Annotated in this window: 30 protein-coding genes; 5 read left to right on the top strand and 25 right to left on the bottom strand. The window is 43.0% G+C overall.

The genetic code is table 11. From position 1 onward, the window contains the following. Positions 1-10: 10 nt before the first annotated feature. Positions 11-2566, bottom strand: a complete 2556-nt coding sequence (gene nirB / locus CTT30_RS08440; protein WP_252034669.1) for a nitrite reductase large subunit NirB — start codon at positions 2564-2566, stop codon at positions 11-13. Between the two features lie 673 nt (positions 2567-3239). On the opposite strand from nirB, the gene CTT30_RS08445 reads away from it, so the two are divergent. The 3 genes from CTT30_RS08445 to CTT30_RS08455 all read left to right on the top strand — a co-directional run bounded on the left by CTT30_RS08445 (position 3240) and on the right by CTT30_RS08455 (position 6304). Further along, the gene (locus tag CTT30_RS08445; protein ID WP_252034671.1) at positions 3240-4283 is read left to right on the top strand and encodes a GGDEF domain-containing protein; all 1044 of its coding nucleotides are present in this window, start codon (positions 3240-3242) and stop codon (positions 4281-4283) included. Between the two features lie 195 nt (positions 4284-4478). Then, on the top strand, positions 4479-5585 hold the full coding sequence (locus tag CTT30_RS08450; RefSeq protein ID WP_252034673.1) for a M20/M25/M40 family metallo-hydrolase: 1107 nt from the start codon (positions 4479-4481) through the stop codon (positions 5583-5585). A gap of 197 nt (positions 5586-5782) precedes the next feature. After that, the gene (locus tag CTT30_RS08455; protein WP_252034675.1) at positions 5783-6304 is read left to right on the top strand and encodes a hypothetical protein; all 522 of its coding nucleotides are present in this window, start codon (positions 5783-5785) and stop codon (positions 6302-6304) included. Between the two features lie 230 nt (positions 6305-6534). Here the strand turns inward: CTT30_RS08455 and CTT30_RS08460 are convergent, their stop codons facing one another. The 13 genes from CTT30_RS08460 to CTT30_RS08520 all read right to left on the bottom strand — a co-directional run bounded on the left by CTT30_RS08460 (position 6535) and on the right by CTT30_RS08520 (position 13665). Continuing rightward, complete coding sequence (locus CTT30_RS08460) at positions 6535-7056, bottom strand: GNAT family N-acetyltransferase (RefSeq protein ID WP_252034677.1); 522 nt, start codon at positions 7054-7056, stop codon at positions 6535-6537. A 5-nt stretch (positions 7057-7061) separates the two neighbouring features. Then, on the bottom strand, positions 7062-7571 hold the full coding sequence (locus CTT30_RS08465) for a GNAT family N-acetyltransferase (protein WP_252034679.1): 510 nt from the start codon (positions 7569-7571) through the stop codon (positions 7062-7064). A 249-nt stretch (positions 7572-7820) separates the two neighbouring features. Then, complete coding sequence (locus CTT30_RS08470) at positions 7821-8591, bottom strand: nucleotidyltransferase domain-containing protein (RefSeq protein ID WP_252034681.1); 771 nt, start codon at positions 8589-8591, stop codon at positions 7821-7823. Next, the gene (locus tag CTT30_RS08475; protein ID WP_252034683.1) at positions 8584-9138 is read right to left on the bottom strand and encodes a GNAT family N-acetyltransferase; all 555 of its coding nucleotides are present in this window, start codon (positions 9136-9138) and stop codon (positions 8584-8586) included. Before CTT30_RS08475 ends, CTT30_RS08470 begins: the two co-directional genes overlap by 8 nt. Before the next feature lie 9 nt (positions 9139-9147). Further along, the gene (locus tag CTT30_RS08480) at positions 9148-9612 is read right to left on the bottom strand and encodes a GNAT family N-acetyltransferase (protein ID WP_252034685.1); all 465 of its coding nucleotides are present in this window, start codon (positions 9610-9612) and stop codon (positions 9148-9150) included. 72 nt (positions 9613-9684) lie between these two features. Further along, entirely contained in the window at positions 9685-10107 is a 423-nt protein-coding gene (locus tag CTT30_RS08485) for a DUF6232 family protein (protein ID WP_006961989.1), read from the bottom strand. A 157-nt stretch (positions 10108-10264) separates the two neighbouring features. After that, the gene (locus tag CTT30_RS08490; RefSeq protein WP_252034687.1) at positions 10265-10783 is read right to left on the bottom strand and encodes a flavodoxin family protein; all 519 of its coding nucleotides are present in this window, start codon (positions 10781-10783) and stop codon (positions 10265-10267) included. Between the two features lie 24 nt (positions 10784-10807). Further along, positions 10808-11209 carry a putative signal transducing protein gene (locus tag CTT30_RS08495; protein WP_252034689.1) on the bottom strand — a complete coding sequence of 134 codons (402 nt, stop codon included), beginning with the start codon at positions 11207-11209 and terminating at the stop codon, positions 10808-10810. A gap of 23 nt (positions 11210-11232) precedes the next feature. Next, positions 11233-11793, bottom strand: coding sequence for a DUF6817 domain-containing protein (locus CTT30_RS08500; RefSeq protein ID WP_252034691.1), 561 nt, complete (start codon positions 11791-11793; stop codon positions 11233-11235). A gap of 14 nt (positions 11794-11807) precedes the next feature. Then, entirely contained in the window at positions 11808-12284 is a 477-nt protein-coding gene (locus CTT30_RS08505) for a GNAT family N-acetyltransferase (protein WP_252034693.1), read from the bottom strand. Between the two features lie 9 nt (positions 12285-12293). Then, on the bottom strand, positions 12294-12776 hold the full coding sequence (locus CTT30_RS08510) for a GNAT family N-acetyltransferase (RefSeq protein ID WP_252034695.1): 483 nt from the start codon (positions 12774-12776) through the stop codon (positions 12294-12296). A 2-nt stretch (positions 12777-12778) separates the two neighbouring features. After that, positions 12779-13273: a GNAT family N-acetyltransferase gene (locus tag CTT30_RS08515; protein WP_252034697.1), complete on the bottom strand. Its 495-nt coding sequence runs from the start codon at positions 13271-13273 to the stop codon at positions 12779-12781. Continuing rightward, the gene (locus CTT30_RS08520; protein WP_252036628.1) at positions 13273-13665 is read right to left on the bottom strand and encodes a nuclear transport factor 2 family protein; all 393 of its coding nucleotides are present in this window, start codon (positions 13663-13665) and stop codon (positions 13273-13275) included. The genes CTT30_RS08515 and CTT30_RS08520 overlap by 1 nt, the downstream gene beginning before the upstream one ends. A 173-nt stretch (positions 13666-13838) precedes the next feature. Between CTT30_RS08520 and CTT30_RS08525 the strand changes: the two genes are divergently transcribed. Continuing rightward, complete coding sequence (locus tag CTT30_RS08525) at positions 13839-14360, top strand: DUF2058 domain-containing protein (protein ID WP_252034699.1); 522 nt, start codon at positions 13839-13841, stop codon at positions 14358-14360. 99 nt (positions 14361-14459) lie between these two features. On the opposite strand, the gene CTT30_RS08530 is transcribed toward CTT30_RS08525, so the two are convergent. From CTT30_RS08530 to CTT30_RS08550, 5 genes are all read right to left on the bottom strand, one after another. Further along, a complete protein-coding gene (locus tag CTT30_RS08530) occupies positions 14460-15125 on the bottom strand; it encodes a DUF2726 domain-containing protein (RefSeq protein WP_239866256.1) in 666 nt (221 codons plus the stop codon). Between the two features lie 98 nt (positions 15126-15223). Continuing rightward, positions 15224-16030, bottom strand: coding sequence for a hypothetical protein (locus tag CTT30_RS08535; RefSeq protein ID WP_252034701.1), 807 nt, complete (start codon positions 16028-16030; stop codon positions 15224-15226). Between the two features lie 36 nt (positions 16031-16066). Further along, on the bottom strand, positions 16067-16828 hold the full coding sequence (locus CTT30_RS08540) for a substrate-binding periplasmic protein (protein ID WP_252034703.1): 762 nt from the start codon (positions 16826-16828) through the stop codon (positions 16067-16069). Positions 16829-16916: 88 nt separating this feature from the next. Further along, positions 16917-17603 carry a response regulator gene (locus CTT30_RS08545; RefSeq protein WP_252034705.1) on the bottom strand — a complete coding sequence of 229 codons (687 nt, stop codon included), beginning with the start codon at positions 17601-17603 and terminating at the stop codon, positions 16917-16919. Continuing rightward, positions 17600-19219 (bottom strand): ATP-binding protein, encoded by a 1620-nt coding sequence (locus CTT30_RS08550; protein WP_252034707.1) that lies wholly within the window; start codon positions 19217-19219, stop codon positions 17600-17602. The genes CTT30_RS08545 and CTT30_RS08550 overlap by 4 nt, the downstream gene beginning before the upstream one ends. Before the next feature lie 346 nt (positions 19220-19565). Here CTT30_RS08550 and CTT30_RS08555 point away from each other — a divergent pair, with 346 nt between their 5' ends. Next, entirely contained in the window at positions 19566-19790 is a 225-nt protein-coding gene (locus tag CTT30_RS08555; protein ID WP_239837083.1) for a hypothetical protein, read from the top strand. Between the two features lie 50 nt (positions 19791-19840). Here CTT30_RS08555 and CTT30_RS08560 read toward each other — a convergent pair whose 3' ends face one another. The 6 genes from CTT30_RS08560 to CTT30_RS08585 are packed head-to-tail and all read right to left on the bottom strand — an operon-like array spanning position 19841 to position 24714. After that, positions 19841-21019 carry a tetratricopeptide repeat protein gene (locus tag CTT30_RS08560; protein WP_239866237.1) on the bottom strand — a complete coding sequence of 393 codons (1179 nt, stop codon included), beginning with the start codon at positions 21017-21019 and terminating at the stop codon, positions 19841-19843. Continuing rightward, a complete protein-coding gene (locus CTT30_RS08565; protein ID WP_252034709.1) occupies positions 21016-21633 on the bottom strand; it encodes an energy transducer TonB in 618 nt (205 codons plus the stop codon). Before CTT30_RS08565 ends, CTT30_RS08560 begins: the two co-directional genes overlap by 4 nt. Further along, on the bottom strand, positions 21633-22037 hold the full coding sequence (locus CTT30_RS08570) for an ExbD/TolR family protein (protein ID WP_239875964.1): 405 nt from the start codon (positions 22035-22037) through the stop codon (positions 21633-21635). Before CTT30_RS08570 ends, CTT30_RS08565 begins: the two co-directional genes overlap by 1 nt. Continuing rightward, positions 22034-22591, bottom strand: coding sequence for a MotA/TolQ/ExbB proton channel family protein (locus CTT30_RS08575; protein WP_252034711.1), 558 nt, complete (start codon positions 22589-22591; stop codon positions 22034-22036). Before CTT30_RS08575 ends, CTT30_RS08570 begins: the two co-directional genes overlap by 4 nt. Continuing rightward, a complete protein-coding gene (locus tag CTT30_RS08580; protein WP_252034713.1) occupies positions 22591-23949 on the bottom strand; it encodes a MotA/TolQ/ExbB proton channel family protein in 1359 nt (452 codons plus the stop codon). The genes CTT30_RS08575 and CTT30_RS08580 overlap by 1 nt, the downstream gene beginning before the upstream one ends. Further along, positions 23950-24714: a DUF3450 domain-containing protein gene (locus CTT30_RS08585; RefSeq protein ID WP_239866228.1), complete on the bottom strand. Its 765-nt coding sequence runs from the start codon at positions 24712-24714 to the stop codon at positions 23950-23952. Positions 24715-24829: the final 115 nt, after the last annotated feature.

The following is a 24829-nucleotide window of genomic DNA, read 5'->3' on the forward strand; positions in this document are numbered from 1 at the left end:
GTCGTCTCCCTTAGACTAACTCGACATGAAGGATGTCACCCTTCTCTTCTGGATGTTTTTCTGTGTACGTCGCCGGACGGTGCTGTTCACGCTCTTGGACAAAGACAACGTTGTCATCGCGCTCATCACTGTTAATGAAATGTGCGAAGCGTTTTAGCTGGGCTTCATCGTTGATGGTATCAGTCCATTCGCAACGGAACTCTTCTACTAGCTTGGCAACATCAGCTTCCAGTTGAGCATTGATACCGAGTTTGTCATTGACGATGACTTCTCTCAAGTAATCAACACCACCTTCCAGATTTTCCATCCACACAGAAGTGCGTTGCAGTGGCGCTGCCGTACGAATGTAGAACATCATGAAACGGTCGATGTATTTGATGAGGGTGTCCTTATCAAGGTCACTCGCTAGAAGGTCAGCGTGTCTTGGCTTCATTCCGCCATTACCACACACGTACATGTTCCAGCCGGCGTCTGTCGCGATGATACCTAAGTCTTTACCTTGAGCTTCTGCACATTCACGCGTACAACCCGATACACCGAACTTCATCTTGTGCGGAGTACGAATGCCCTTGTAGCGGTTTTCGATCATCACACCAAGACCAACAGAATCTTGAACGCCATAACGACACCAAGTTGAGCCTACACAGGTCTTTGCCATGCGAAGCGCTTTGGCATAGGCCTGCCCTGTTTCATAGCCTGCAGCGATCAGCTTCTTCCAAATTGCAGGTAGGTCGTCTTTCTGAGCGCCAAATAGACCAATACGCTGAGCACCAGTAACTTTGGTGTAAAGGTTGTACTCGGCGGCAACTTCAGCCAATACCTTAAGTGCCTCAGGCGTCACTTCACCACCCGCCATACGAGGGATCACAGAGTAAGTACCGTCTTTCTGCATGTTGCCGAGGAAGTTGTCGTTGGTATCGTGGAGTTTGACCAATTCAGGTTTTAGAATGTGCTCACCCCAGCAAGATGCGAGGATTGAGCCTGCTAGTGGCTTGCACACTTCACAGCCGTAGCCCTTGCCATATTTTTCCAACAGCTCATCAAACGTTTTGATTTCTTCAATACGGATAAGGTGGAACAACTCCTGACGAGAATAAGCAAAGTGCTCACACACATCATTTTTTACTTCGACACCCGCTTTGGCTAATTCAGCGTTGAGTACAGAAGTCACCAGTGGAATACAACCACCACAACCCGTGCCTGCACCAGTTACCGCTTTGATATCGCCAATAGTGTGATGACCTTGTGCCACGGCTTCAGCAATCTTGCCTTTTGTCACATCAAAGCAAGAACAGATAACCGCAGATTCTGGAAGCGCATCAGCGCCTAACGTTGGCTTTTCTGCCCCAGCGTGAGCCGGAAGAATTAACGTATCAGGATGCTCTGGAAGCTCGATTTCATTGAGTTTAAGTTGCAGCAAATCGCCGTAATCTGACGTGTCCCCTACCATAACAGCGCCAAGCAGCTTTTTACCATCTTCGGAAACGATAATTCGCTTGTACACTTCCTGCTCTTCGTTTTGATAGACGTAGCTCTTGCATCCCGGTGTACGCCCATTTGCATCACCAATTGAGCCAACTTTCACACCAAGCAGTTTGAGTTTCGCAGACATATCTGCGCCTTCAAACTTGCTGTCGTTTCCTAATAGGTGATCAACGGCGACTGTCGCCATCTTATAACCTGGAGCGACAAGGCCGTAAAACGTGCGATTCCAAGATGCACATTCACCAATAGCGTAGACATTTTCGTCAGTTGTCTGACAGAAATCATTAATCTCAACACCGCCACGTGGTGCTATACCTAACCCCATTTGGCGAGCAAGTTTATCTTGGGGGCGAATGCCGGCAGAAAACACAATAAAGTCCGTCTCCAACTCGCTACCATCAGCGAATCGCATGACGTTTCTTGCTGTTTTGCCTTCTGGTGCAATCTCTAGGGTGTTTTTGCTAACGTGCACCGTTACGCCCATACGTTCAATTTTCTGACGTAATTGATCACCACCAGCCTGATCTAACTGTTCAGCCATCAATTTCGGAGCAAACTCCACCACATGGGTTTGCACACCTAGTGCTTTCAGTGCACCTGCGGCTTCAAGGCCAAGTAAACCGCCACCTATAACGACACCAACTTTGCTGTTCTTGGCACATGCTTCGATCGCTTTGAGATCTTCGATTGTACGGTAGACAAAACAGTCTTTGCTTTCGTGGCCTTTAATTGGTGGAACGAAAGGAAACGACCCTGTGGCCATGACAAGTTTGTCATACTGAATTTCACGCCCAGTGCTTGAATAAACCGTCTGCTTTTCTCGGTTAATATTGATGGCACGCTCACCAATCAACATGTTGATATTATGCTTTTCGTAAAAGCCTTCTTTTACAAGAGAAAGCTCATCAGCAGTATGATGGGAAAAGTAAGAAGAGAGATGGACACGGTCGTAAGCGACGCGAGGTTCTTCACAGAAGACAGATATTTCATATTGAGAAACATCCGTCTTCTCAACAAGGTCTTCTATGTAACGGTGCCCGACCATGCCGTTACCTATAATGACCAGCTTCAACTTGCTCATAGTACTTCCTAAGGGTTAGGTTTTTATCACTATGTGCATTGTTAAATGTGAAAGAAAATTAATACATGATGTAAATCAATTACAAAATCAAACTACCCTAAAGGGGTAGATTAAAGACTAAACCCATAAAAATCTGTATATAAATTACATTAATGAATTAATACACCCATAGAAAATCAAGTAATATCTCTTTCTGCTAATACAGCTTTGCCACCCGCTGATTGCCTATCAAAAGCAATGAATAGACTTGTTACTCTTTATTACCAGGAGTTAACGACAAAGAAATCACGAAAAACTAGTCTATTCGGCCTATAAATCTTATTAATGATACAGACTTCGCCTCAATCTAGCTCACAATTAGTATTTATTCACACTTTGTCGCATTTTTGTGACTTCAGTAAGAAAATAAAACCATTAACAACAGTGATATTAGTTCCACTATTTAACAATTTCTTGATTGAGTTTAGAATGGGAAAATAAAGATGAAAACTGATTATTTTACAGGCAATACATTTACTTGCACACATTGTACTCGCATAGTTTTAATAAACAGTGTCATCTACAGTCTTAAAAGTGTGATCTTTGTTCAACATTATGCTTGATTCCACATGTGAAAAGCATACTATTGTTTGATATTCATACTTGGGCATATTCCTAGACAAGGCTACTCAGAATGGAGCTAGACATATTTAACCCTTCCAGACAGTTACGTCGTGCAGTCTTGTTCTGGCTGAGTATGCTTCTAGCCCTAATATCACTGATTATTGCCACTATAAATGTGTTTTTTGGCATTTATCACCTTCTTGCTATCGTTCAGAGTCTTTTTTGTAGCTTTTCTCTTTATATCGCATTTAACAGTTATCGGAGTTCTGCATCTCTCTTGCTCTCTAACTGTTATGTTTACTGTATTATCGGTTTGATTTATTTCACCACACTGGTGTATCCCATTGAGCACGGCTTGTTTGTTTGGAGCTTTCTTTATCCCGTTCTGTTTTATCTCATTTTAGGTAAACGCTATGGATTCCTAGCCACCTTAGCAGGCTTTATCAGCCAGCTGTTTTTGGTCGCGGATAAATCCATCTCTGGCCATGTGACCGCTCACTATGAACTAATCATCAACTTTGCCCTCGCCTACCTTAGCGTCTGGTTAGCAAGCCACATTCTAGAGGTCAAAAGAAAAACATCGGAAGCCTCTCTTGGCCAACTCGCTTCTCGTGATGCGCTAACTAGTGTGTACAACCGCCATGCCCTCATCCACAACTTCGATCGATATCGCCAAGAAAGTGAAATATTGCCTTTGTCACTATTGGTTCTCGATTTGGATTATTTTAAGCAGGTGAATGATCAGTTTGGTCACGATATTGGCGACAAGGTCTTAGTACAAACAGCCGCCTTGATCGATGGGTTAACTGACGAACATTTGGTCTATCGTATTGGCGGTGAAGAATTCTGCATTGCTCTACACAACACGAATATCCAACATGCGATGATCAAAGCTGAACAGATCAGAATGGCGATTGAACGCTATCGATTTAACAGCAATGACCAACCTATCTCCCTTACAGCAAGCATTGGAATTTATCAGTGTGATCTGTACAACGACCTAGAAAGCGTGCTTAAAGAAGCGGATAAAGAATTGTATAAAGCCAAAAAGAACGGGCGCAATCAAGTTATGGTCTGTAATCAAAAAAATCAAACCGTCGCGACTTACTCTTAATATCGATCATAATAAAGCCTAGGTTCATCGGCAAAGTGAATCTGTAAATAACAGAATCATAACCCAAGAAAATCCTACCCTAAACAAAACAGCATTTTACGTCATAAGCCTTGCATTTATTGATTTAACTCAGAGAACCATGCCATATGGCAAAGATATGGTAACGACCTCTGTTCCCGAAAAGGTCATACAATAATGAGTGAAATTAACCGCGAACGTCTGATTGAGCATTTTTGCCAACTCATCAAAATCGACAGTGAATCACGTAACGAAAAACAAATAGCTGAAGCACTTTCAGAACAACTGGGTAATATGGGGTTTACTGTACATAAACTACCGGTCCCCGATGAGGTGTCGAATGGTTTTAACCTCTATGCCCGACTCGATGGCAGCATAGAGGACAGTGTTGTTTTGAGCAGTCATATGGATACAGTCACACCTGGTATAGGTGTCGAGCCTGTTATTCAAGACGGCATTATTCGATCCAAAGGCGATACTATTCTTGGCGGGGATGACAAATCTGGCATCGCTGCCATTATGGAGGCTGTACGCTGTATCCAATCTTCTGGTTCAGCCCACAAAACCATTGAGCTTGCATTTACTGTCCATGAAGAAGGTGGGCTATTTGGCTCCCAACATTTTGATATGTCATTCATTACTTCAGATAAAGCCATTGTGCTGGACACAGGAGGCCCTATCGGCACAATTGTCAATGCCGCACCAGGTCAACAGAAGATAATCGCGACAATCAAAGGCAAGCCTGCTCATGCTGGATTAGCCCCAGAAGAAGGGATAAGTGCTATCCAAGTTGCAGCAGAAGCCATCAACAATATGAAATTACTCCGCATTGACAATGAAACAACTGCAAACATTGGCATTGTAGAAGGAGGAAATGCGACTAACATCGTTATGCCAGAACTCAAAATTTTAGCTGAAGCACGTTCACTTAATGATGATAAGTTGACGCAGCAAGTTTCTCATATGATTGAAACATTTGAGCAAGCCTGTCAGCAACACGGTGCTGACGTAGAGATTAAATCCACTCGCGCATACAATGCATTTGTTATTGCAGACGATCATCCGCATATTGAGTCCGTTAAAGCATCATTCGAAGCCATCGGCGCCACACCTTACACCAAAGGCACAGGCGGTGGCAGTGATGCAAATAACTTTAACGCGAAAGGGTTAACAACAATCAACGTTTCAACAGGTATGGCAAAAGTGCATACTACTGAAGAATATATCGCAGTTGATGATATGGTAAAGATATCTCAATTTGTCAAACACTATCTTACTCATTAAATATCACTAAATTAGAGCCAGCTTATATTACTGGCTCTTAACACACCTTTCTTGATTAAATATCACTCAGTAAAGTAGCCATTAATATCTGATTACTTTCTCTCCACTATTTCTCAGATATTTTATAGTCAATAATATTGATAGCATAAATATAGCTTGTTAAACTGCATCGTCTTAATAACAATACATGCATAATAATGTTTATAAGAACTGCATTACTCACCGTCATTTGTGCTTTTTCTCCGTTGTCATTCGCAGAATCCTCAGAAAAAGGAATAACTGAGCAAATCTATCACTCTGGGAGCAATTACTTATCTGAAAGCTATGATGCTTTCTCACCCAATAACAGAACTTTTGAACTTGTTTTGAAAGATCAAGGTTCCGATAAAACCGTGGTATTTCAGAAAAACGAAAAGTCCGATTTAGTGCGGATATACGCGACTAACTTAAACAAAAGTCATTACGTTACTAGGCCTATATCAGGCAAGATTCAGATTCGTTTTAGCCAAGACCCAGACGTCTATGATCTGACCACCAATCGTCACTACATTAGGCCCACGCTAACTCGTCTAAGTAAAGAAAGAGATGCCAAGCTGTTCGCGAGTTTAAAATCTCGTAAGGTAATGTTCGTAAAGCTCGACGTGTTAGGTAAAGAACACGTATTAAAAATTAATATTGATAACCTAGAAGAACTCTTAATAATGGGAACTTTTATCTAATATCTATATTCAAAAATTTATTAATGAGCTTATGTTAAAGTTAAAAAAGTAATATAAGCTCACTAATGGATATTTAAAATAGTCTATTCTCTACCAGTAATTACTCAAAAATTAATTGATAGATTAGAAAATTAAAAACTGGAAAATAACCGTGTAACGAATAGCCTGATAAACAATATGCACCCGAAAATATTGACAAAACAATCAATTTATTCTCTACAGCCAGCCATTTACTCCCTACACGGTATCCAGTACCTTGCCAAAAGGTTGGGAAACACTTTACCCATAACAATGTTTTCTAATTGACCACCATTCGCTTCAATCACTTTTCGGGATGGCCAATTATCATCATCTGCAATCACAAGTGCGTCGGATATCCCCAGCTTGCGGGCTTCCACCAAGGCTAACTTCAGCATCAGCTTACCGTTACCTTGACCTCGGAAACTAGGGGCGATGTCATACCCGATATGACCGGCCTCAAAAGAAAGGAATTCATTTTCAATATGATGACGAACCCGAATAGCTCCTCGAATGCTCTTATTTTCATCAATCAACCAGAAATGACTACAAGAGACGTAACCCGGTTTTAAATCGATACCCAAGGATTCATTGGAAAGTCGACTTACATAGCGTTCGATATCACTCTCACCTTCCTCATAGTAATCTGCGTTCTCAGGATCATTGTGCTTGAAATCTTGGTAGAATCGAGAAAATGCCTCTTTGAATTGCAATGAAGGGGGGATTAATCTCATCAATTCTATTCCTCACTCTCAGAATTATTTTTTAGATCATATTGATAGAAAACCACTCGATGTTCATTCGTGGACTGTTTTACAAAGCCAAGCTTTTCTAAAAGTTTCAACGATACAATGTTTGACTCATCAACACCAGCGACGAGCTCTCTCCAGCCACTTTTGTTCGCAATAGAATCAATAAACCCAGTGAGCAGCTCACTAGCCAGCCCTTGCGCCCAATACTCTTCTGCGAGTAAATAGCCGATATGAGCACTACCGCTGTCTTGATAGACAAATACGAACCCTGCTAACGCACCATCGTTAACTCTCACTACGTAAAGCATGCTTTCATCATTCATTTTGCTTAACCAGCTATCTGCTGATTCATTAGACCTGACTTGGTGAAAGTACGGTGGTAAATTCTCAACAACCTTTTCTGTCAAGGTTGCTTGAATTTCAGATAGAAAATGAGCATTGCGGTCACCATCTTTAAACTGCTTTATGGTTAACCTGTTTGTACGATATGCTTCCACCGGAACCTCCCTTACTATTAAACTCATCTGTGTTTATGGTGCTTTTTAGCTAGCCTTTCGTTGCCCCGTTTATAGTTGCCAGTTACTCTTGCCATCAGTTGCTGTTGGTCATGATTTGAGAGCGCACTGACCTTCGAAACGAAATCAGATGCCTGTTTTCCACGCAATATGGTAACAATCTTACCGTTACGCAAAATCCTCAGTTCAGTCCGATTCTCTTCAAAGGAAAAACCTAGGTCAGATCCCATATTAGTACTCCTCGACTTCAAACTGGTAAGCGACTCGTCTACCCCACCCGTTTGCCAATTGCCGAATATCCTCAATACCATAGGGTTGACCTTCAATCATGCGTAGCGCAAGTTCAACACTCTGTGACTCTTTTGGATAATGGCGTAATACGGCTTTTGCACACCACTTTATCTCCACATGCCAACTGTTGTCCTTTTCTGCGATCAAGGTGTAAGCGCTACGGAGGATCTTCTTAGCCAACATTTTACCAATATACTTATGGTTAGACTCATTAAGCTCATCACATGCTTGAGTAATGAAAGATAAGAGATCACCGTTGAGAGCAAAACCGATTTTTCGGTTTGGTTTCAACAGATGGATTTTCTGGGACAAATCATCACCTGACACACAACAACAGCAGTGCTTTAACCAAAACTGCCAGTGATAAATTTCATTTGGAGAAAGGATTGCTTCTAGATGGCCAGGATCGAAGTCTATCTTGCTGAAAATAGTTAGCTCTTGCTCTAATTCTGATTTGGTGACCTCAAGTTTTCGTTCGGTTTCAAGATCTAAAGGCTTTGCAAAAACAATAGATAAGTCTAAATCTGACTCAAACTCAACCGCAGTTCCCCTAGCTACACTCCCGTATAGATAAAGGCTATGAATTTTTCCTGAAAAAGTGTCACATAAACAGCTAACCACACGATCAACTGACTGCCTAAACGCGGGCTGAATATAGGCGACTGAACAATGATTGAGAATGTAACCTTGCTCGTCCAACCCGTTATTCATTGGTTTCATCAAGTTTGTCACGCCACTCATGTTGTAATATTGCCATAACTACCGTGTCCCACCAGCGCCCTTTAAAATACCGGTTCTCTTTGAACACCGCTTCCCTGCGCATACCCAAGTCAGAGCAAAGCTTAAGAGCCGCGCGGTTTTCCTTAATCGTTTCGGCGTATATCCGATGCATATTAAGCTCACGAAACCCATAATTTGCCAAAGCCGTCGCAGCTTCATAAATCAAACCACTTCCCTGAAATGAACGTGCTATTCCACATCCCATTGATGCATTATGCTCATCTTCCAATCTCAAGCATACCGTACCAATAAAGATGCCTTGCTGTTTATGTTCTATTGCAAGTTGGTAACTTCTTCTTGGTATTTCGGCAGCCTGTTGAATAAACAATTTGGTCAATTGACGGTATTTTTCTGCTTTGCTGTCCGCTTCGTCATAGAAACGTTGATACTTTACGTCTTGAGATATCGCCACAAACGCGGCTTCATCTTCTAGCGACATGTCTCTGATAACAAGTCTTGGTGTTTCTAGCCTAAACAATTGCTTTCCCTAAAGGTGCTTTTCCATAACAAAATTGGTCAGTACCTGACCACGCATCTCAACCTGTTGCTCTTTCACTACTTTAAACCCCATCCGCTCATAGAAAGGACGAGCAGTAATGCTCACCTCCGAGTAGAGGCGGCTGATACCCTTGTCGTTCGCAACCTTTAGCACATGCTCCATAAGCGCCCGACCAACGCCCTTACCCTGAAAAGCGTGATGACAAAAGAAATGATCAACTAATCCGGAATCTTGCAAATCGGTATACCCCGCGACTTGACCGTTCATTTCAGCGATGTAAGGGTTAATTTGGGACATTGTTTTTTTCCATGTTTCAATGTCCCATCCTTCTGGCGCCCATGCTTCAACCTGATCCTGACTGTAATGCTGGCGATTTACATTCCGGACTGTATGGAAAAACACTTCCCAAAGCGCTTTAGCATCTTCTGACTGATATTGACGAATAGTGATCATAACGCTCCCCTTAGATTGCAGGTCTTTGTTATAACATAAAAAAAGCTCGCTAATCATTAGCGAGCTTTACCTTTAAATAGCAGCCTGTAGCTTTTCTTCAACCTGTTTTAAAATTTGGTATTCTTCTTTATCACAGCCACGAACAATCGACACCCAGTGATCACCCGTTTCATCAGTTCCTTTAAACTCCGCACGCAATTCATACTTACGCCACGTAACAAAGGCCATAACGAGGGTTAACGCTAAAGTATACAGTCCGAACTGAGGAACAAATGCCCATGTAGCTGCAGACAACACCAATGCCAAAGATAACACTCGAACAATATTTTCTTTGATACCTAATCGACGAACTTCAAAACGCTTGATTTTGCTCAACTTATAAGCGTCAGACTTAACCACTAACTCGTTAGAAGTAAGCATGAAGTCTTGCTCGCTTACCGTTCTGCGAAAACGAAACAAATCCACTAGCTTGTTACTATGAGTGATTTTACTCATCACTTTTCTCCATGTTATGAAAAATGTACAAAAACTACGACATACATGGAGTTACTTATGAGTACAGAGAGATTTATAAATCAAGAAAATACAAAAGGCAAGAATAATTGTGCGAATCTGCTAAAGATAAGTCCTATGTTACAAAGAGTTAGCTACATCAGACCTTAGAGGGCTCTCGACAAATACTCTCACTAAACCATTCAGCAATGGCACGAGCTCGCCCAAGGTCTCCTTCTTCGCTAACAGGAAGATAAGCAAAGCCTCTAAACTCAAGCTGCATGTAGCGAGCAGTAAGCTTAAAAGGTTCAATAAAACAATCTGGTAATTCATGATTGTAGCCAGTCGAGATAACAGATATTTCCTTACCTTTCAGCTGGCGTCCAAGTGGCTTTTCTATGGTCAACAGATCTGACAAGCGATCGAAGAACACTTTCAGTTGTGCCGACATGGAATACCAATAGACGGGCGAAGCGAACACAATGTGATCATAGGTGGTAAGCATGCGAATCAAAGGAATAAAATCATCGCTGCGATTTTCGTGTAGATAGTCATAGTAAGAGAGTTGGTAATCCGCTAAATCAAACACCGGAGCATTTGTCATCTCAACAAATTTATTCACTAAATAACGCGTATTACCATCTGTTTTTGACGTCCCCAAGACCACGGCTACCTTCATTAGAATTCCCTCTAGTTTAGTAAGCTAAGCCATTTTTTCGGTGAAATGTCCGCAATCGCTACATTTATAACCGTGTTTATAGAAAAACAGCGGAAAGCCTAAAAGAATAAAGACTAAAAAAGCGGGTCGCTTACCTTTGGTAAACGGCTCTAGTTTTAGGCTACCACAGTTAGGGCAATGATCTTGTGAAGTGGAACTTTCTTCAGAGCATAAAGCATCAGAATAGTCGGTATTAAGGATAATGGTCGCTTGCTCGGCATCCTCTTCCTGAACCATTAAACGAACTCCGCCAATCGCATTTGAATAGAGCCACTGGGTGTTAACGGTATGTTCGTCAGCAATATTGCTTTCAATTCCAGCGGCTTCCAAGCTCACTTTCGCAATATGAGCCTCATGAGGGAAAGAAAAACGAGCTACAACTACCATACAACCTCTCCTGCGCTAAAACATCACTCTTCGCATGCCATTTTGGACGTGTCACAGTCAGCTAACGCCAACTTGTACTCTGCTCTGGCACTTTCACTCAAATAGACCGCCATACCTTCAAATAGGTTCCATAGCTCTTGGCCATATTTCAACTTAAACTCTTCGCTTGCTAACACCAACTCAAGTTCATTGGCAACAGTCAACTCACAGAACTGGTGTAATTGATCTTCCGTCATCTCGAATACCGAGCCCGTAAATCGGTCACGAAACTGGATGAACGGTTTAGAATCAAACTGAGGAAACACATAGTCTCTGTCGCAAGAGCAATAGAGATAAACCAGAGCTTCTGCTTCTCGACCAATAACCGCGGCGATTTCGCTTCGCATTTCCAGTGAGACCATGCTTTCATCAAATCCAGCGGTTCCGTATGCAGCATGGAAGTGGCCAGCGCTCCTGACCGTATCACTCGCCTGCCATTTTGCCAGCAAGGACTCTGTTCCAATCAAGTGGGATTCAAGAGAACCGTTTAAGTGCTGAAAGTCACCTGCTCCTAGAGATTTCAAGCGTTCAAAGTGTGTGTTCATAATTGATTTCTTTTTTAGTCGGGAATGACCTTAGACATGTTGTAACCAGTGACCACAAACCCCAACTCTTCATATAGCTTCCGAGCCCGCTCATTGTTGAAGGCAACACGCAATTTAATCTGTTTAATACCGACATCTTTCATTTTCGCTTGCAAAAGCTCGATAGCCTTACTACCCAAACCTTGCCCTCGAAAGGCTTCCATAACGTAAAAGTCGTAGATAAATGTCGACCCTTCTTTTTGATTAACGCAATGCCACAAGTAACCTGCCAGTATTGATTCGCCATCTTCTTCAGCATCAATACACATCAGAGACTGCCCCTTCGATTCAACACCATCGGGAAAACAACGCTTCAAAGCCTGATGAGAGAGTTCAAGAGATTTTTCAGCAGCGTGGCCTTGATTCTCTGCAATATCCTGCGCATAGGCCTCGGCCGCATAGTGATAAAAATCCGCAAACTCTTGCGTTCGCATTTCTCTTAGCTTAACCATACTTATCTTCTAACCTCGACCACAAACTGATGTCATCATGATATGTTGAGGGCCAACAGGCCCCCCCAAATAGAGTTCTTCAGTATCGGTAAAACCACTACGTAGATAGCATCGATAGGCGGGCTCGTTTCGACAGTTTACTGTGAGATAAAGCGAGTTGACTTGTGGATAGACTTCACCAACATACTGGGGAAGCAATTTAAGTGCATCACGTGCAATACCTTGCCCCTGTAGATTACGATCAATCAACAATGCTCTGATTCCAATACCGTCTTCCGGGCAGAAACTGAATTTCTCAGCATAGCCTATATCAAGAAGAAAGAAGCCGACGGGCTGATCACCTTTCATAATCACGTAGGGGTGTTCACTTTCTTTCAGTTCGGGGATCATTTCACCAATGTTATCAACGGTAAACTGAGCTTGTTCAGGTGTAACGCTTAATGCATGTATAAGGTGTGCTTTTTCAGCACTGTACTTTTCTATAGAAATCATAATTATCCAAATAATTTTTCCAGCCAAACGGAGCTTATATAGAGTCCATTTTTCTTTGCATAGGAATCAAAAACACCCACTTCTCGGAACCCAAACTTCTTATGTAAAGCAATTGAGGCCTCGTTTGGTAGAGCAATACCAGATAGCGCACGATGAACACCCTGCAGCTTTAACTCCTCCATAAGTGCTTGATATAATGCAGAGCCGGTACCATTTCCTTTTACTTCAGATGAAAGATATATCGTCACTTCTACCGTGTCTGCAAACGCCTCAGATGGTCGGTATGGTTGCGAACAGACAAATCCAACAATGTTTCCCTGATGCTCGGCTACCAATAATTGATGCTTAGTGTTTGGTGAAAATTGTTCAAACCAATTTAAACGGCTTTCCAATGTCAAAGGTCTTTCTTCGAAGCGAGCATTGGTATTGGCAATGTAATAGTTGAAGATATCGGTGATTGACCGAACATCGCTGTGAAGTGCAGTTCTAATCTTCATTACTGAATCTCCGTAGACTGTGCTTCAATCTCAAACGGCTCACAAGGCGTGCCTTGATGATACTTCAACTGCCATTTTTCGCCCGTAAACACCCAAACTGAGGAACGTTTGGTATACAAACTTGCGCTTCCCTTAGAATCTACCCAAGCAGATTTATACAGCAGCAATTGAACAGACGGTTCAAGCGCAATACATTCAAATGATTGTGAATATATCTTGCCTGTTGAAGGCTCCTCATTCTTCATCAGCTCTAACATCGATTGCAGATCAAAGCTTCTGCCTGAGCGCCCCACTTCAACGAAATCAGGGTGAAGTAAACGCATAACCTCATGTTCGTTCTGGCGGGTTTCATATTGTTGAAGCAAGACTTCTTGTTCAATGAGGAATTTCATCCGTGTAGTACCTGTCATTACATGCCTTTCAATAGACTGAAGATTATCACTCCCGACTGCCATATGAAACACGTCAATTGATAAAGAAAACTTAACGCACATTCTTCACATATCTTTATTTGCAGGCCCCGTCCCTATAAAATACGCAAAACATTTATCAACACGGATACCCCATGGCAAAACTTACTCTGCAAGAACAAATGCTGAAAGCTGGTTTAGTGAATGAAAAAAAACTAAAGAAGGCCAAAAAAGGTTCAAAAAAATCACGCGTACAAGCTCGTGAAGTAAAAGCCGCGGTCGAAGAACAAAAACGTCAACAGCAAGAGCGTGATAAAGAGCTAAGCAACCAACAAAACGAGCAGCGTCTGAACAAAGAAATTCAGTCGCAAATCAAACAGTTGATTGAGATGAACAAAATCGATCAGAAAGATGGTGATATTAAATACAACTTCACCGATGGAACACTCATCAAATCCCTTTACGTTGAATCGATTATCCGCGAACAACTTATCAAAGGTATCCTTGCTATTGCCCGTCATGAAGATGGTTATGCGGTGATCCCCGGGGTTGTTGCAAACAAAATTGCACAGCGTGATGACCAGGTGATCATTGAGCTCAAAGAGCCAGAATCAGACGTGCCAGCCGAAGACGATCCTTATGCAGACTATGTAGTCCCAGACGATCTGATGTGGTAATGATGAAAGCCATTCGAGTATCGAATGGCTTTTTATTTTAAAGTCAGTTAACTAGGTGGTTGGAGAGTTTTCCCTTTAGTATCAGCTATATATACCTAGTTACTCGCTCATGTCTTCTTCATCAAATATAACGTTGTAGTTTTCTGTATAAGTACACTGTGGCTGACGACTACAAGTAAAGAAGCGTCGACCTTTAAACTCTCCTTGCGATGCGGTTTTAATCACCATTGGGCTACCACAACGTTTGCAGAAACGCACCTCTTTATCAGGTTCGATAAGATCAATATGAGAGGCCAAAAGACGTCTAAGTTTCCCCACTTGATAGCTATGCTTAACGGATGTACCAATCAAAGGAATCCCTGACGATTTACAGACATGCATTAAAAGCTTCTGGCGCTCTATTTTGCCTTTGTCCAATGCCCGACCATCATCGAGTTCAATAGCGACACGAACTTGCAATGTGCGTGGATCACAAACAACATAATCGAAATAGCTTTTAGCAATCCGATTATTGGCGATAAACCATTGTTTTTTATCCGTAGCCAACGGTGTCACAACATTAGCCATATTCACCTTTGACATCACCACACCATGCTGGCCAACTGCAGTAATCAAAGCGTTGTAAAACGCCGATTCCTGCATATTCATTAATGGCCCTTTTTTCTTATAAGCACTGTCTTTCAGCTCGTCCTGTTTTAGATAACGCTTTTGAACAAAAACAAAAAATAAAACCAACAAGACGACAACGATGAAAACACTTTCCATTTCGCTTTAACTACTCCCACTGGTGAGAAAACGTATGAAACTCTTAAAGAATTTATACGCTAACTTAAAGTATCTGTCAGTTTTTATATAGGAATAGGTTACTGTTTGTGGGATCCAGCCTCAGGTAAGCTCAAATTAATCACAACTCGATTTTCAGGCTTAATCTGCTCAAACGTCAATCGCCAGTATTTCTCTAACAAGCGATCCATAAGGCCACTCTCTCTTGCCCGAGTTAAAGCCTCTTCCAAAATGGGTTGGTAATGTGCTGCATCATCAGAAAGGTAGAAATAGAAGTCGTTTTCGTATGTTAATAGTAAACGTTGTTCTATCGCTAAATGGGTATTCTGAGACGCCTCTCTAAGGATTTCGGTCATTCCTCTCGGAAAATAATTGACGCTCCCTTCAGGGGTTAGTTTGGAATACAAAGAGCGCCATTCACCGTCTTCCGTATAGACTGGCAATTGATTGGCTTTCCAGACCTCAACATCGTACCATTGCATCCCTAAACCAGCGACTAGCCCTGACTCTTTTAGATCTTGTAGCGTATTAATTGTATCGAATTTATTTTGTAGCTGAGGGGGAATAAGGAGCACTCTTTTACCGATCAATCCATTCGTTAACGGCACTCGAACAGGGATGTATTTTTTATTTCTCTCTTCAGTGGCAATCAACCAAGTTAGAGATAACTGATTTCTTGCCACCATTTTTGTCGACCTTTTTTGAGGAATATGCTCTTGAGGCACCTCAATTGTGACACTGTAACCAAGTTCAGATAAAGATTTATGCAAAAGTTCATGATAGAAGACGTGCCCCCCATCAACTTGAGACGGCAATACAAGTTGCACTGCTTGATGAGCGAATGCACCCTGGCAAAATATGAATAGAAAAAAACCGATTAGACGCATCTATACTTGTCCTGATACTACTGTAACTATTCCAAATCAGCGATAGATTTCAACAATCTCCTGATACCTTGATATACTGGCCTCATTGATCGTTTTCTTCATTTGATCGATACCGCGCTGCAGTTTCTCAGTCAATTTTTCATCAACCGCTAAATTAAAAGCATAGTAGAGTTCACCTTCGCTGAGCACAAAGACAGGTTCATAATCGTCCGTATCTTGGCCAATTTTCTTTAACCACCATTTAGCAACATTTTCTTCATATGCCCATAAATCAATACGCCCTTTCGCTAATTGTTTGGCCAGTGTTTCAGCGACAGAGTTTTCTTGCATAGAATCTCTTGGAACGCCAAGTTCCAACATTAACTGTTCACCGACATCATCGCGAATGACACCAATACGATATTGAGCAAAGTCCATCGCATTCTCAATACTAATATTTCGGGACTTCTTGGCCATAACCACAATTCGTGTGGTACTCAAAGGGCCAACCCATTGAAATAAGTGTTCACGAAGCCGAGTGCGGGTAGTGGCAAAAAGCACGGCATTAGGCTTAATCAAAGCCGTTCTATATGCTCGCGCCCATGGCTGAACCTTGATCTCTTCTTTATTGATTTCAACCCCTTGAGATTGTGCAGCCGCTATCAGCAAGTCAATCGAGATGCCTTTTGCTTCACCATCTTGAGTAAAGTTATATGGGGGGTACTCTTCGGTCAAAAAAACAAGTTCATCGAGCTCTACCGCTCCAATCGGTAGTGAGAAAACAAAGAGCGATAAAGACAGGCTGAGTATATATTTCATAGCCGCCTCTAGCAGTTTTAATATTTCATCTATCAATAAAACTGTAGAGGCGGATAGTACATCCGTCTAGGCAGTTAGGAGAAGAAAGTTATCGTGATGCACGTTTATAGCAACGTTCTGGCCTTCCGACAGTCCCATAGTTAAGATCTGCCACCAACTCTCCAGCACTGATCAGGTACTCAAGGTAGCGTCTCGCGGTAGTCCGACTAGCGCCGATACGCTCTCCAGCTTCATCTGCTGTCATACTCTCACAGCCAGAAAACAATGCGCGTATTTTGTCTAGCGTCACGCCGTCAATACCTTTTGGCAGCCTCTGCACATTTGTGTCAGCGGGTGAAGCAGTTTGCATCATCTTATCCACTAAGTTTTGATCCAAATCTAGTGCACACGTTAGCTGATGCTTTTGAGCTACATACTTTTTCAAAGCAGCCTCAAGTCGAGGGAAAACTACCGGCTTTAATAAATAGTCAACCACTCCACCACGCATCGCCTGTTGTAAAGTATCAACATCACGAGCTGCTGTGATAAGAATGACGTCACAGCTCTGATTTCGAGATCGAAGCGCCTGGAGAAGCTCTAATCCTGTACCATCGGGAAGATACACATCAAGCAGCAATAGATCTGGGCTAAGTACGTCTAGCTGAATTTCTGCTTCCACTTTGGTTGTGGCAATACCAATAACATCGTAGCCATCTATTTGTTCCAAATATCGCTGATGCAACTGAGCGATATTGAGATCATCTTCAATGATCATCACTCGTGTTACGGATGTCATATCTGTTCTTCCTTTGGTAGATATACCGTCATTCTAGCTCCATAGGGAGCGTTATTTGTGATTTCTAAAGCGCCGTGATAACGCATGGCGAATTCATTCACAAGATGTAAGCCTACTCCACGGGTGCTTTCATCTTTGGTAGAGACGCCACGCTCGACTAATTGTTCTGAAGAGAGTTGAGAAGGCAGCCCACAGCCCTGGTCGGTAACTTCTAAAATCACTTCATTACCAAAGTCACTGATGGACACCTCTATCTGGCGTCGAGTAGGAGAAAAAACAGGGTCAGTTGTGACGGCACTGCGCGTGGCGTCAAAAGCGTTATCAATGAGATTACCTAATATCGTCACTACATCCTCTGCGTTGATGCGCTCAGGTAATGGCTCAAGCCGAGAACCATCTTCAACCACTAACTCAAGTCCTAGCTCTCGCGCTCTTTCTGTTTTTCCTAACAACATGCCTGCGATTAATGGTTCCTTAATCGTTTCTCGCAAGAATTCAATCAAAGATTGATAATGAGCCGTTTCCTGGCCAATAAGATGCTGCACCGCATCGAGTTCCCCCATCTGTACCATTCCACTGATGGTATTTAACTTATTACGATGCTCGTGGGTCTGGGAGCGAAGCATTTCTGCGTACTCTTTCGTTTTTGCCAGTTGCTCTGAGAGTTCATTCAACTCATCCCTTAATCGAAAACTCGACACTGCACCTACCACTTTACCATCGACAATAATTGGGCTTCGATTCGCGATCAGCCTTTGCTTATTCAGATAAAGATTTATATCGTGATCAGTCCTAGCACTCATCAGAACACTATGCAAATCACTCTCTGGCAGCACATCGTTCAGCGGCTTATTCAAGCATTGATTCTTGTCGAGGCCAAGAATTTGGCAAGCACTCTTGTTGATCGAACGTAGTCGGCCAGATTGATCGATACTCAAGATCCCCTCTTTAAGAGTCTCCATTGTCACATCTAACTCGACATATAGTCGGCCTATTTCTTCAGGCTCGAAACCAAGAATGGCTTTCTGGAAGCGACGAGAAGCATAACTCGATATGATAGCGTTGGCGGCCACAACCAATAACGCCATCACTATCAAAAAAGCAAGAAATGGTTCAATACGATCCTGAAGGCGATCAATCAAATAGCCGACAGAAACCACACCAATAATATTTCCGTTTGAATCAAAAACTGCCGCTTTTCCTCGAACGGAATAGCCTAATGAGCCTTGAGCAAAAGAGATGTATTCCTTTCCTTCAACCAGAGCACGATTGTTATCGCCCCCTTTCATTGGTTTACCAATGCGATCGTCGATAGGGTGGATGATTCGGATACCCTCTTTATCACCTATGACGATAAAAGCGGCACCAATTAACTCGGTAAGATTACGATAACGGTGTTGATATTCTGAGCCTCCGCCCTCTTCGATCATATTGACCACAAAGGGAGACTTAGCTAGAAATGAAGCCACTCCTAAGGCTTTCATTCCTACTTCCTCTTCCTGTGCCTGCTTGACGTAAAAGAAGCCAGCCGCTGTCAGCAGCAATAACTCTATCAAGCCAGAAAGTGTCATGATAATCAGCATTCTTTTACGAAAGCTGATACTGCTCCATTGCATAAACTCTCCCTTATCGACCAACGAGGCTAACACCCAATTAACATTTATACGAGTTAATGAGCTGTATTTTGTGAGGCCTACAAAGCAAAGCATAGTTGGAGTGGATAGCCGGCATTTACCCATTCACTACAAGCGTGAGTTGAGAGTTCAAATGTCCATTCATATAAAACCAGTAGAATAAGTGATTTTGATCACAAGAGATTTAGAACATTTTTTGTACTGACAGCTCAATTTAACTGTATAATTATTGAGCATGAACGTGTAGGAACACTAGATGTAGACAGTAGGCAACAGACTAAAAAAATTATAACCCACTGTCTGCGATATAATGTCAGAAGGAAAGACAATGAAACGGGATATGTTTGGCATCTGCCTGTCAAAATCTATGCTGTCACACAACTTGTCCAGCACCTTTACTCATGTAAGGGCTTACGAGCAGTCCAGTCATGATAACGAAGTGAAAGTGATGCACGCCTTTCCACAACTATCAGGGCAAGAGCTGCTCACGACCATTAAGTCTTCCAAGCGGTTACTGTGGCGAGCTGAGTATGTCTGCTTAAGCCAAAAGTAATAGGCTAGACAAAATCAAAGGGAAGCAAATCGCTTCCCTTTTTTAATGGCTCAGCCTGTAGTCTGCTGCTGTTGTTGACTGACTTCCCTTAATTGAGAGAGGTATTTAATCCAACTTTTCGCTTGGCTTGAAGGTTCAATATTGTTTGCTCGTTTTGCTTGAACCAACGCTTTATCCAACTGGTTCAGTTTATACAGCGCTCTCGTTTTTGCCAGTGCGACATCTGCATCGCGGCCTTTCACTTTGTCCAACACTGATAATGAATCTTTGTAATAGCCTTGCTGAACCATCAGTTGAGCGACGCTCCAGTGATACTTAGCATCTTTCTTAGCCGCCAACTTCCAAATAGATAAAGACTTATCCCACTCTTTTGCCAATTGCCAGTAAGTCGCTTGCTCTGACAATAGCTGTACATCCGTATCTGCCTCATCCAATTCGCTAATCTCTATCGCCGCTTTTTCGGGGATGCCACGTTTAGCGTACATCTGAGCCAACATGCGCCTGTCACTTTGACTTAAAGGCAAATCATTAAGCTTTGCTAGTGCTAATGTGTCCAGTGCCTCTTTGTCTTTACCAATGCGCATTTGCAAACCAACCAGCTGACGCCACCAGCTTAGCTTATCGGGCTGAATGGTAATCATTTGTTCCAGCGTTGGAATGGCTGCACTCCAGCGTTTCAGTTCCAACTGAGCCCCCAGCTTGAGAGATAAAGACTGAAGGAGCCTTTTCTTTTCCACTTTCATGTACTGGTCAGCAGCAGAGACAACTTTCTCCCATTGCGACAACTGATAATGAGATTGCGCGATTCGCAGCCATAAGTCCTGCGCTTTTTGAGTTTCCGGTACCGACTTAACCAATGGGTAATAGTGCTTAAGCGCTTTGGCAAACTTTTGATCATTTAGATAAAGGTCTGCCAACATACGCTGGCTTACCCACGCTTGCTCATCTCGAAGCAAACCACTTTCAACGGCATACTCCATTTTGGAAATCGCTTGCTTGGTATTTCCATCCTGCCAATAAAAAACTGCCAGCATACGAGCGACGAATGCTTTGTCATAATCACGTGAGGTCTCGATGTCTTTAAGCACAGCAATCGCCTCTTTCAATTGTTCTTGCTGCGCCAATTCATTTGCTTTTTGAACACGAACAGCAGTGTATTGAGTCAACTCCTGTGCCAAAAGCATTGGCGAAGCAAGAAGCAAAACAGTAAGGACGAATCGTTTCATCATTTGTCTAACTTAAACTCCACTCTAGCCGTTTTATTCGGTTGAGAAACGGCCGCTCCATCAACTACTTTAGGTTGATATTTCCACTTCTTAAGCGCTTGAATCGCATTGCGTTCAAACATGCGCTTCGGGCTGGCTTCCACAACCTCAATATCTGTCGGACGACCTGTAGGATCGATGGTAAATTTCAGCACTACGTACCCTTCCGCTTGGCGCTTCATAGCTTTCGTCGGATACTTTGGCTCAACACGGTATAGAGGCATCGCCTCCTGATTCACGCCAAAATCACCAAACGTTGGCGCACTGATAGCCACACCTTCTATGCTCGTATTTAAGCCAAGAGATGGCTGAGCGATAGGCGAGATTTTCGACAGCTCTGTTTTGGCTTGCGATGTAGGCATCTGCTCAGGGACTTCTGGTGCTTTAGGTTGCTCAGGTACCGTGCGCTGACGACGCTGAACATCTTGCTCGTTTTCCACCATCACCATATTGAAACTCAACGACTCATTAGACTCATTTATTTTGCGGTGTTCGCTATCAACCATCCAAGCCATAAAACTGAAGATAGCTAAAGCACAAGTGATAGCAAAAGGCGTAGCAATGAACAAACGTCCCACTACCTTTTCTCCGCAGCTAATGCAATGTTCTTAACGCCCGCACCTTTTGCCGCATCCATCACTTTCACCACTGTGCCACTATAAGCATGCTCATCGGCCTGGATAACAAGGGACGCGTCTGGCTTATCAAGTAACAAGTGCTCAAGTGTGGCTTGTACACGTTCAATATCAACATTGCGCTTATCAATATAAATATCGTTTGCCGAAGTGACCGCGACAAAGATGCCAGCATCTTTTTGGCTAACCACATTCGATGCCTGAGGACGATTAACTTCCACACCAGATTCACGAACGAACGAACTGGTGACGATGAAGAAGATCAACATGATAAAAACGATATCAAGCATAGAAGTCAGATCGACCTGAGCTTCATCTTGTTTATGGTGGCGTCGACCGAGTCTCATCGCTGACTCCTTAAAGATTTTTCTAGTTTAATTTCTCTCAATTGACAGGCTTTGATCAACCGCGCATGGAAAAACATTCCAGTCAACGCTGCAACCATACCTGCCATTGTGGGTAAGGTAGCGAGTGAGATACCTGAAGCCATCAATTTAGGATTGCTGCTACCTTGGTTAGCCATCACATCAAAAACAGAGATCATCCCCGTTACCGTACCGAGTAAGCCCAGCATTGGACATATCGCAACTAGAACCTTAATGATGTTCAGGTTTTGATAAAGCTGACTGCGTGCTTGTGAAAGCCAGCCCTCGCGGATAGAACGAGCATACCAAGAGGTTTGGTCACTCCTCTCGCGCCAAGCTTCAATCCAACTCACTCTCTGCTTTGGAAACTCAACAAGCAGATAAAGGATACGCTCCAGAATCAATAACCAACACAAGGTAACCACACCCAACAACCACCACAGCACCTGACCACCCTTCTGCATAAAATTTTGCAGTGTGAGTAGCCAGTCACTACTAGCCAAGGATTCAGGTAACAATGCGAATAGTGCATCCATTACGCAACATTCCCCAACGCATCCTGAGTCGGTTTCAGATCTTTCTCTGCTTGTTCAGCCACAAGTGAGATCCCCTGCTTCTCAAGAATGTTGCGAATCGCTTCTGCTTGCGAGCTCAGAATATTGTGAGCTAGCAGCAATGGCATCGCTGCAATCAAGCCAAGTACAGTGGTCACGAGCGCCATTGAGATACCACCCGCCATCACTTTCGGATCACCGTTACCAAATTGAGTGATCACTTGGAATGTTTCAATCATGCCTGTCACAGTGCCAAGAAGGCCTAACATCGGTGCCAAAGCCGCGAGTAGCTTAAGCATGGACAAGCCTTTTTCTAGCGTTGCTTGTTCATCAACGACCGCTTCAAGTAGACGCAACTCCAACGCTTCAACGCTGCGGTTTTTCTCTTTGCAGTAAACAGATAAAACACGTCCGAGTGGATTATTACCTGGGTTTTGCGGTGATTTAAGCTGGGCACGAATTTTCTGGCGTGCAATAGATAGGCTTACACCGCGAACAACGGCAATGATCAAACCAATCGCGAGCAACCCAAGAATGATTTTACCCACGACACCGCCTGCTTGCAGTCTATCCACAAGGCTTGGGTTGTGAGCAAGTTGTTCAAGCATGACACCACGAGATGGGTCAAGAACCACAGTCTCAACCTTACCATTTATGAGAGAAGATAAAGCGGAAATCGTCGGCGCTTTTTCAGGTTGCTTGATATAAGCCTGCGCTTCACCTTTTAGCGCATTCCAGTTCAGATACCCTTGCTCTCCAACCAAACCGATAGAACCGAGTCGAAGTGCAGATTCAGTCTGGGCAATACCATCACCATTCACAAAACGAACTTTCGTGAGAGCCACTTCACCACTAGCAGTGATTTGCTCTTCCATCGCTTTCCAAAAACCATTTAACTGAACCATAGAGGGCAATGTTGTGGCTGCGACAATCTCTTTAACAACGTCAGAATGAGTCTGTGCATCGACTGACGTGACTGAGTATTGCAACTCAGATTCAAGCTCTTTCGCGTTCTGACGAACAACACCAAACACTTCCCCTAAGCTGCCTGTTTCTAAGCGAAGTTTTTCTTCCAACCGAGCTAGAGTGTTCTCATTGTCACTGAATGTGGCAGCTAGCTTGTCATTTTGCTTTTGTAAATCGTCGCGCTGTTTGATTAACTGTGCTTTCAGGGCTTTGAGCTCTTGTTCCGTTTGTTTAAAACCGGACTCTCTTTCGATGTTGTGCTGCGCTTGCTGCTTGTTCTCTGCTTGTGCTTTATTGACTAACTCAGACGAGGCTTGTGCATTGAACGCTAATCCAGATAACGCAATCAAGGTAGCAATTAATGTACGTTTCATTTATTTCGCCTCCGCAACGTTAAGAGAAACCGGAAGCGTAATCAGGCTTGGTGCCACTTGTTTCGCCGCAACGTTAAAAGCCTTGTCTAGCTCTGACTTCATTGAACTGTCAACGCTCTGCCATTGCTTTTCTGATTGATTCCATGACCAAAATTTCGTGCCATTTAAACTGCGTGCAACCAGTGAAACTCGACCCAGATGAAGAATATCGACCTCACGCTCGCCATCATTCACTGCAATCTGGTCTTGATACAAGCCAAGCTTAGTACCGTAATCAAGTTCTATCTGATACGCCTCTAAAATACGACGATACTTCTCTGCGTCACTAACATCCGCACGGGTCATCATTTTTTCTAACTTGGCGACACGCTCCTGACGTTGTGCTTGTTTGATCGGCACATCATCAGCGATTAAAGCTTGTAAACCCGATAGCATTTGATACATCAATGGGACGACTCCCTGACGAGTTGTTTTGATCTCATCTATCTGACTTTCAAGACGATTTGCTTCTTGCTGCTGGCTTTCTACCAATGCAGTTAAGTGAGATCGATAAACATCAAGATTCTTGACTTCTTCCTGAAGTTGCTCGATTTCAGCTTGAAGGCTAAGCGTATTTTCAGCACTGACATCAATGCGCTTCTGGCTCGCTGCGGATGAAGAGTGGGTTTTACTTTGAATAGATTGAGCACGGTCAAGGCTCGAGGCCGCTGCACTGAAGCCTACAGCCGTAACCATCAACGCCAAACTGGTTTTAAATAGATTCATAAGGGTATTTTTCAATGATGTCAAACAGATTAGTGAGAAGCAATCTCATTTTCACTCGACCGACATAGTAACGCGATTAGATAAAATTTCAATAAACCATATGCTCAATATGCAT

It is taken from the genome of Vibrio coralliilyticus, from assembly GCF_024449095.1.
GTDB lineage: Bacteria > Pseudomonadota > Gammaproteobacteria > Enterobacterales > Vibrionaceae > Vibrio > Vibrio coralliilyticus_A.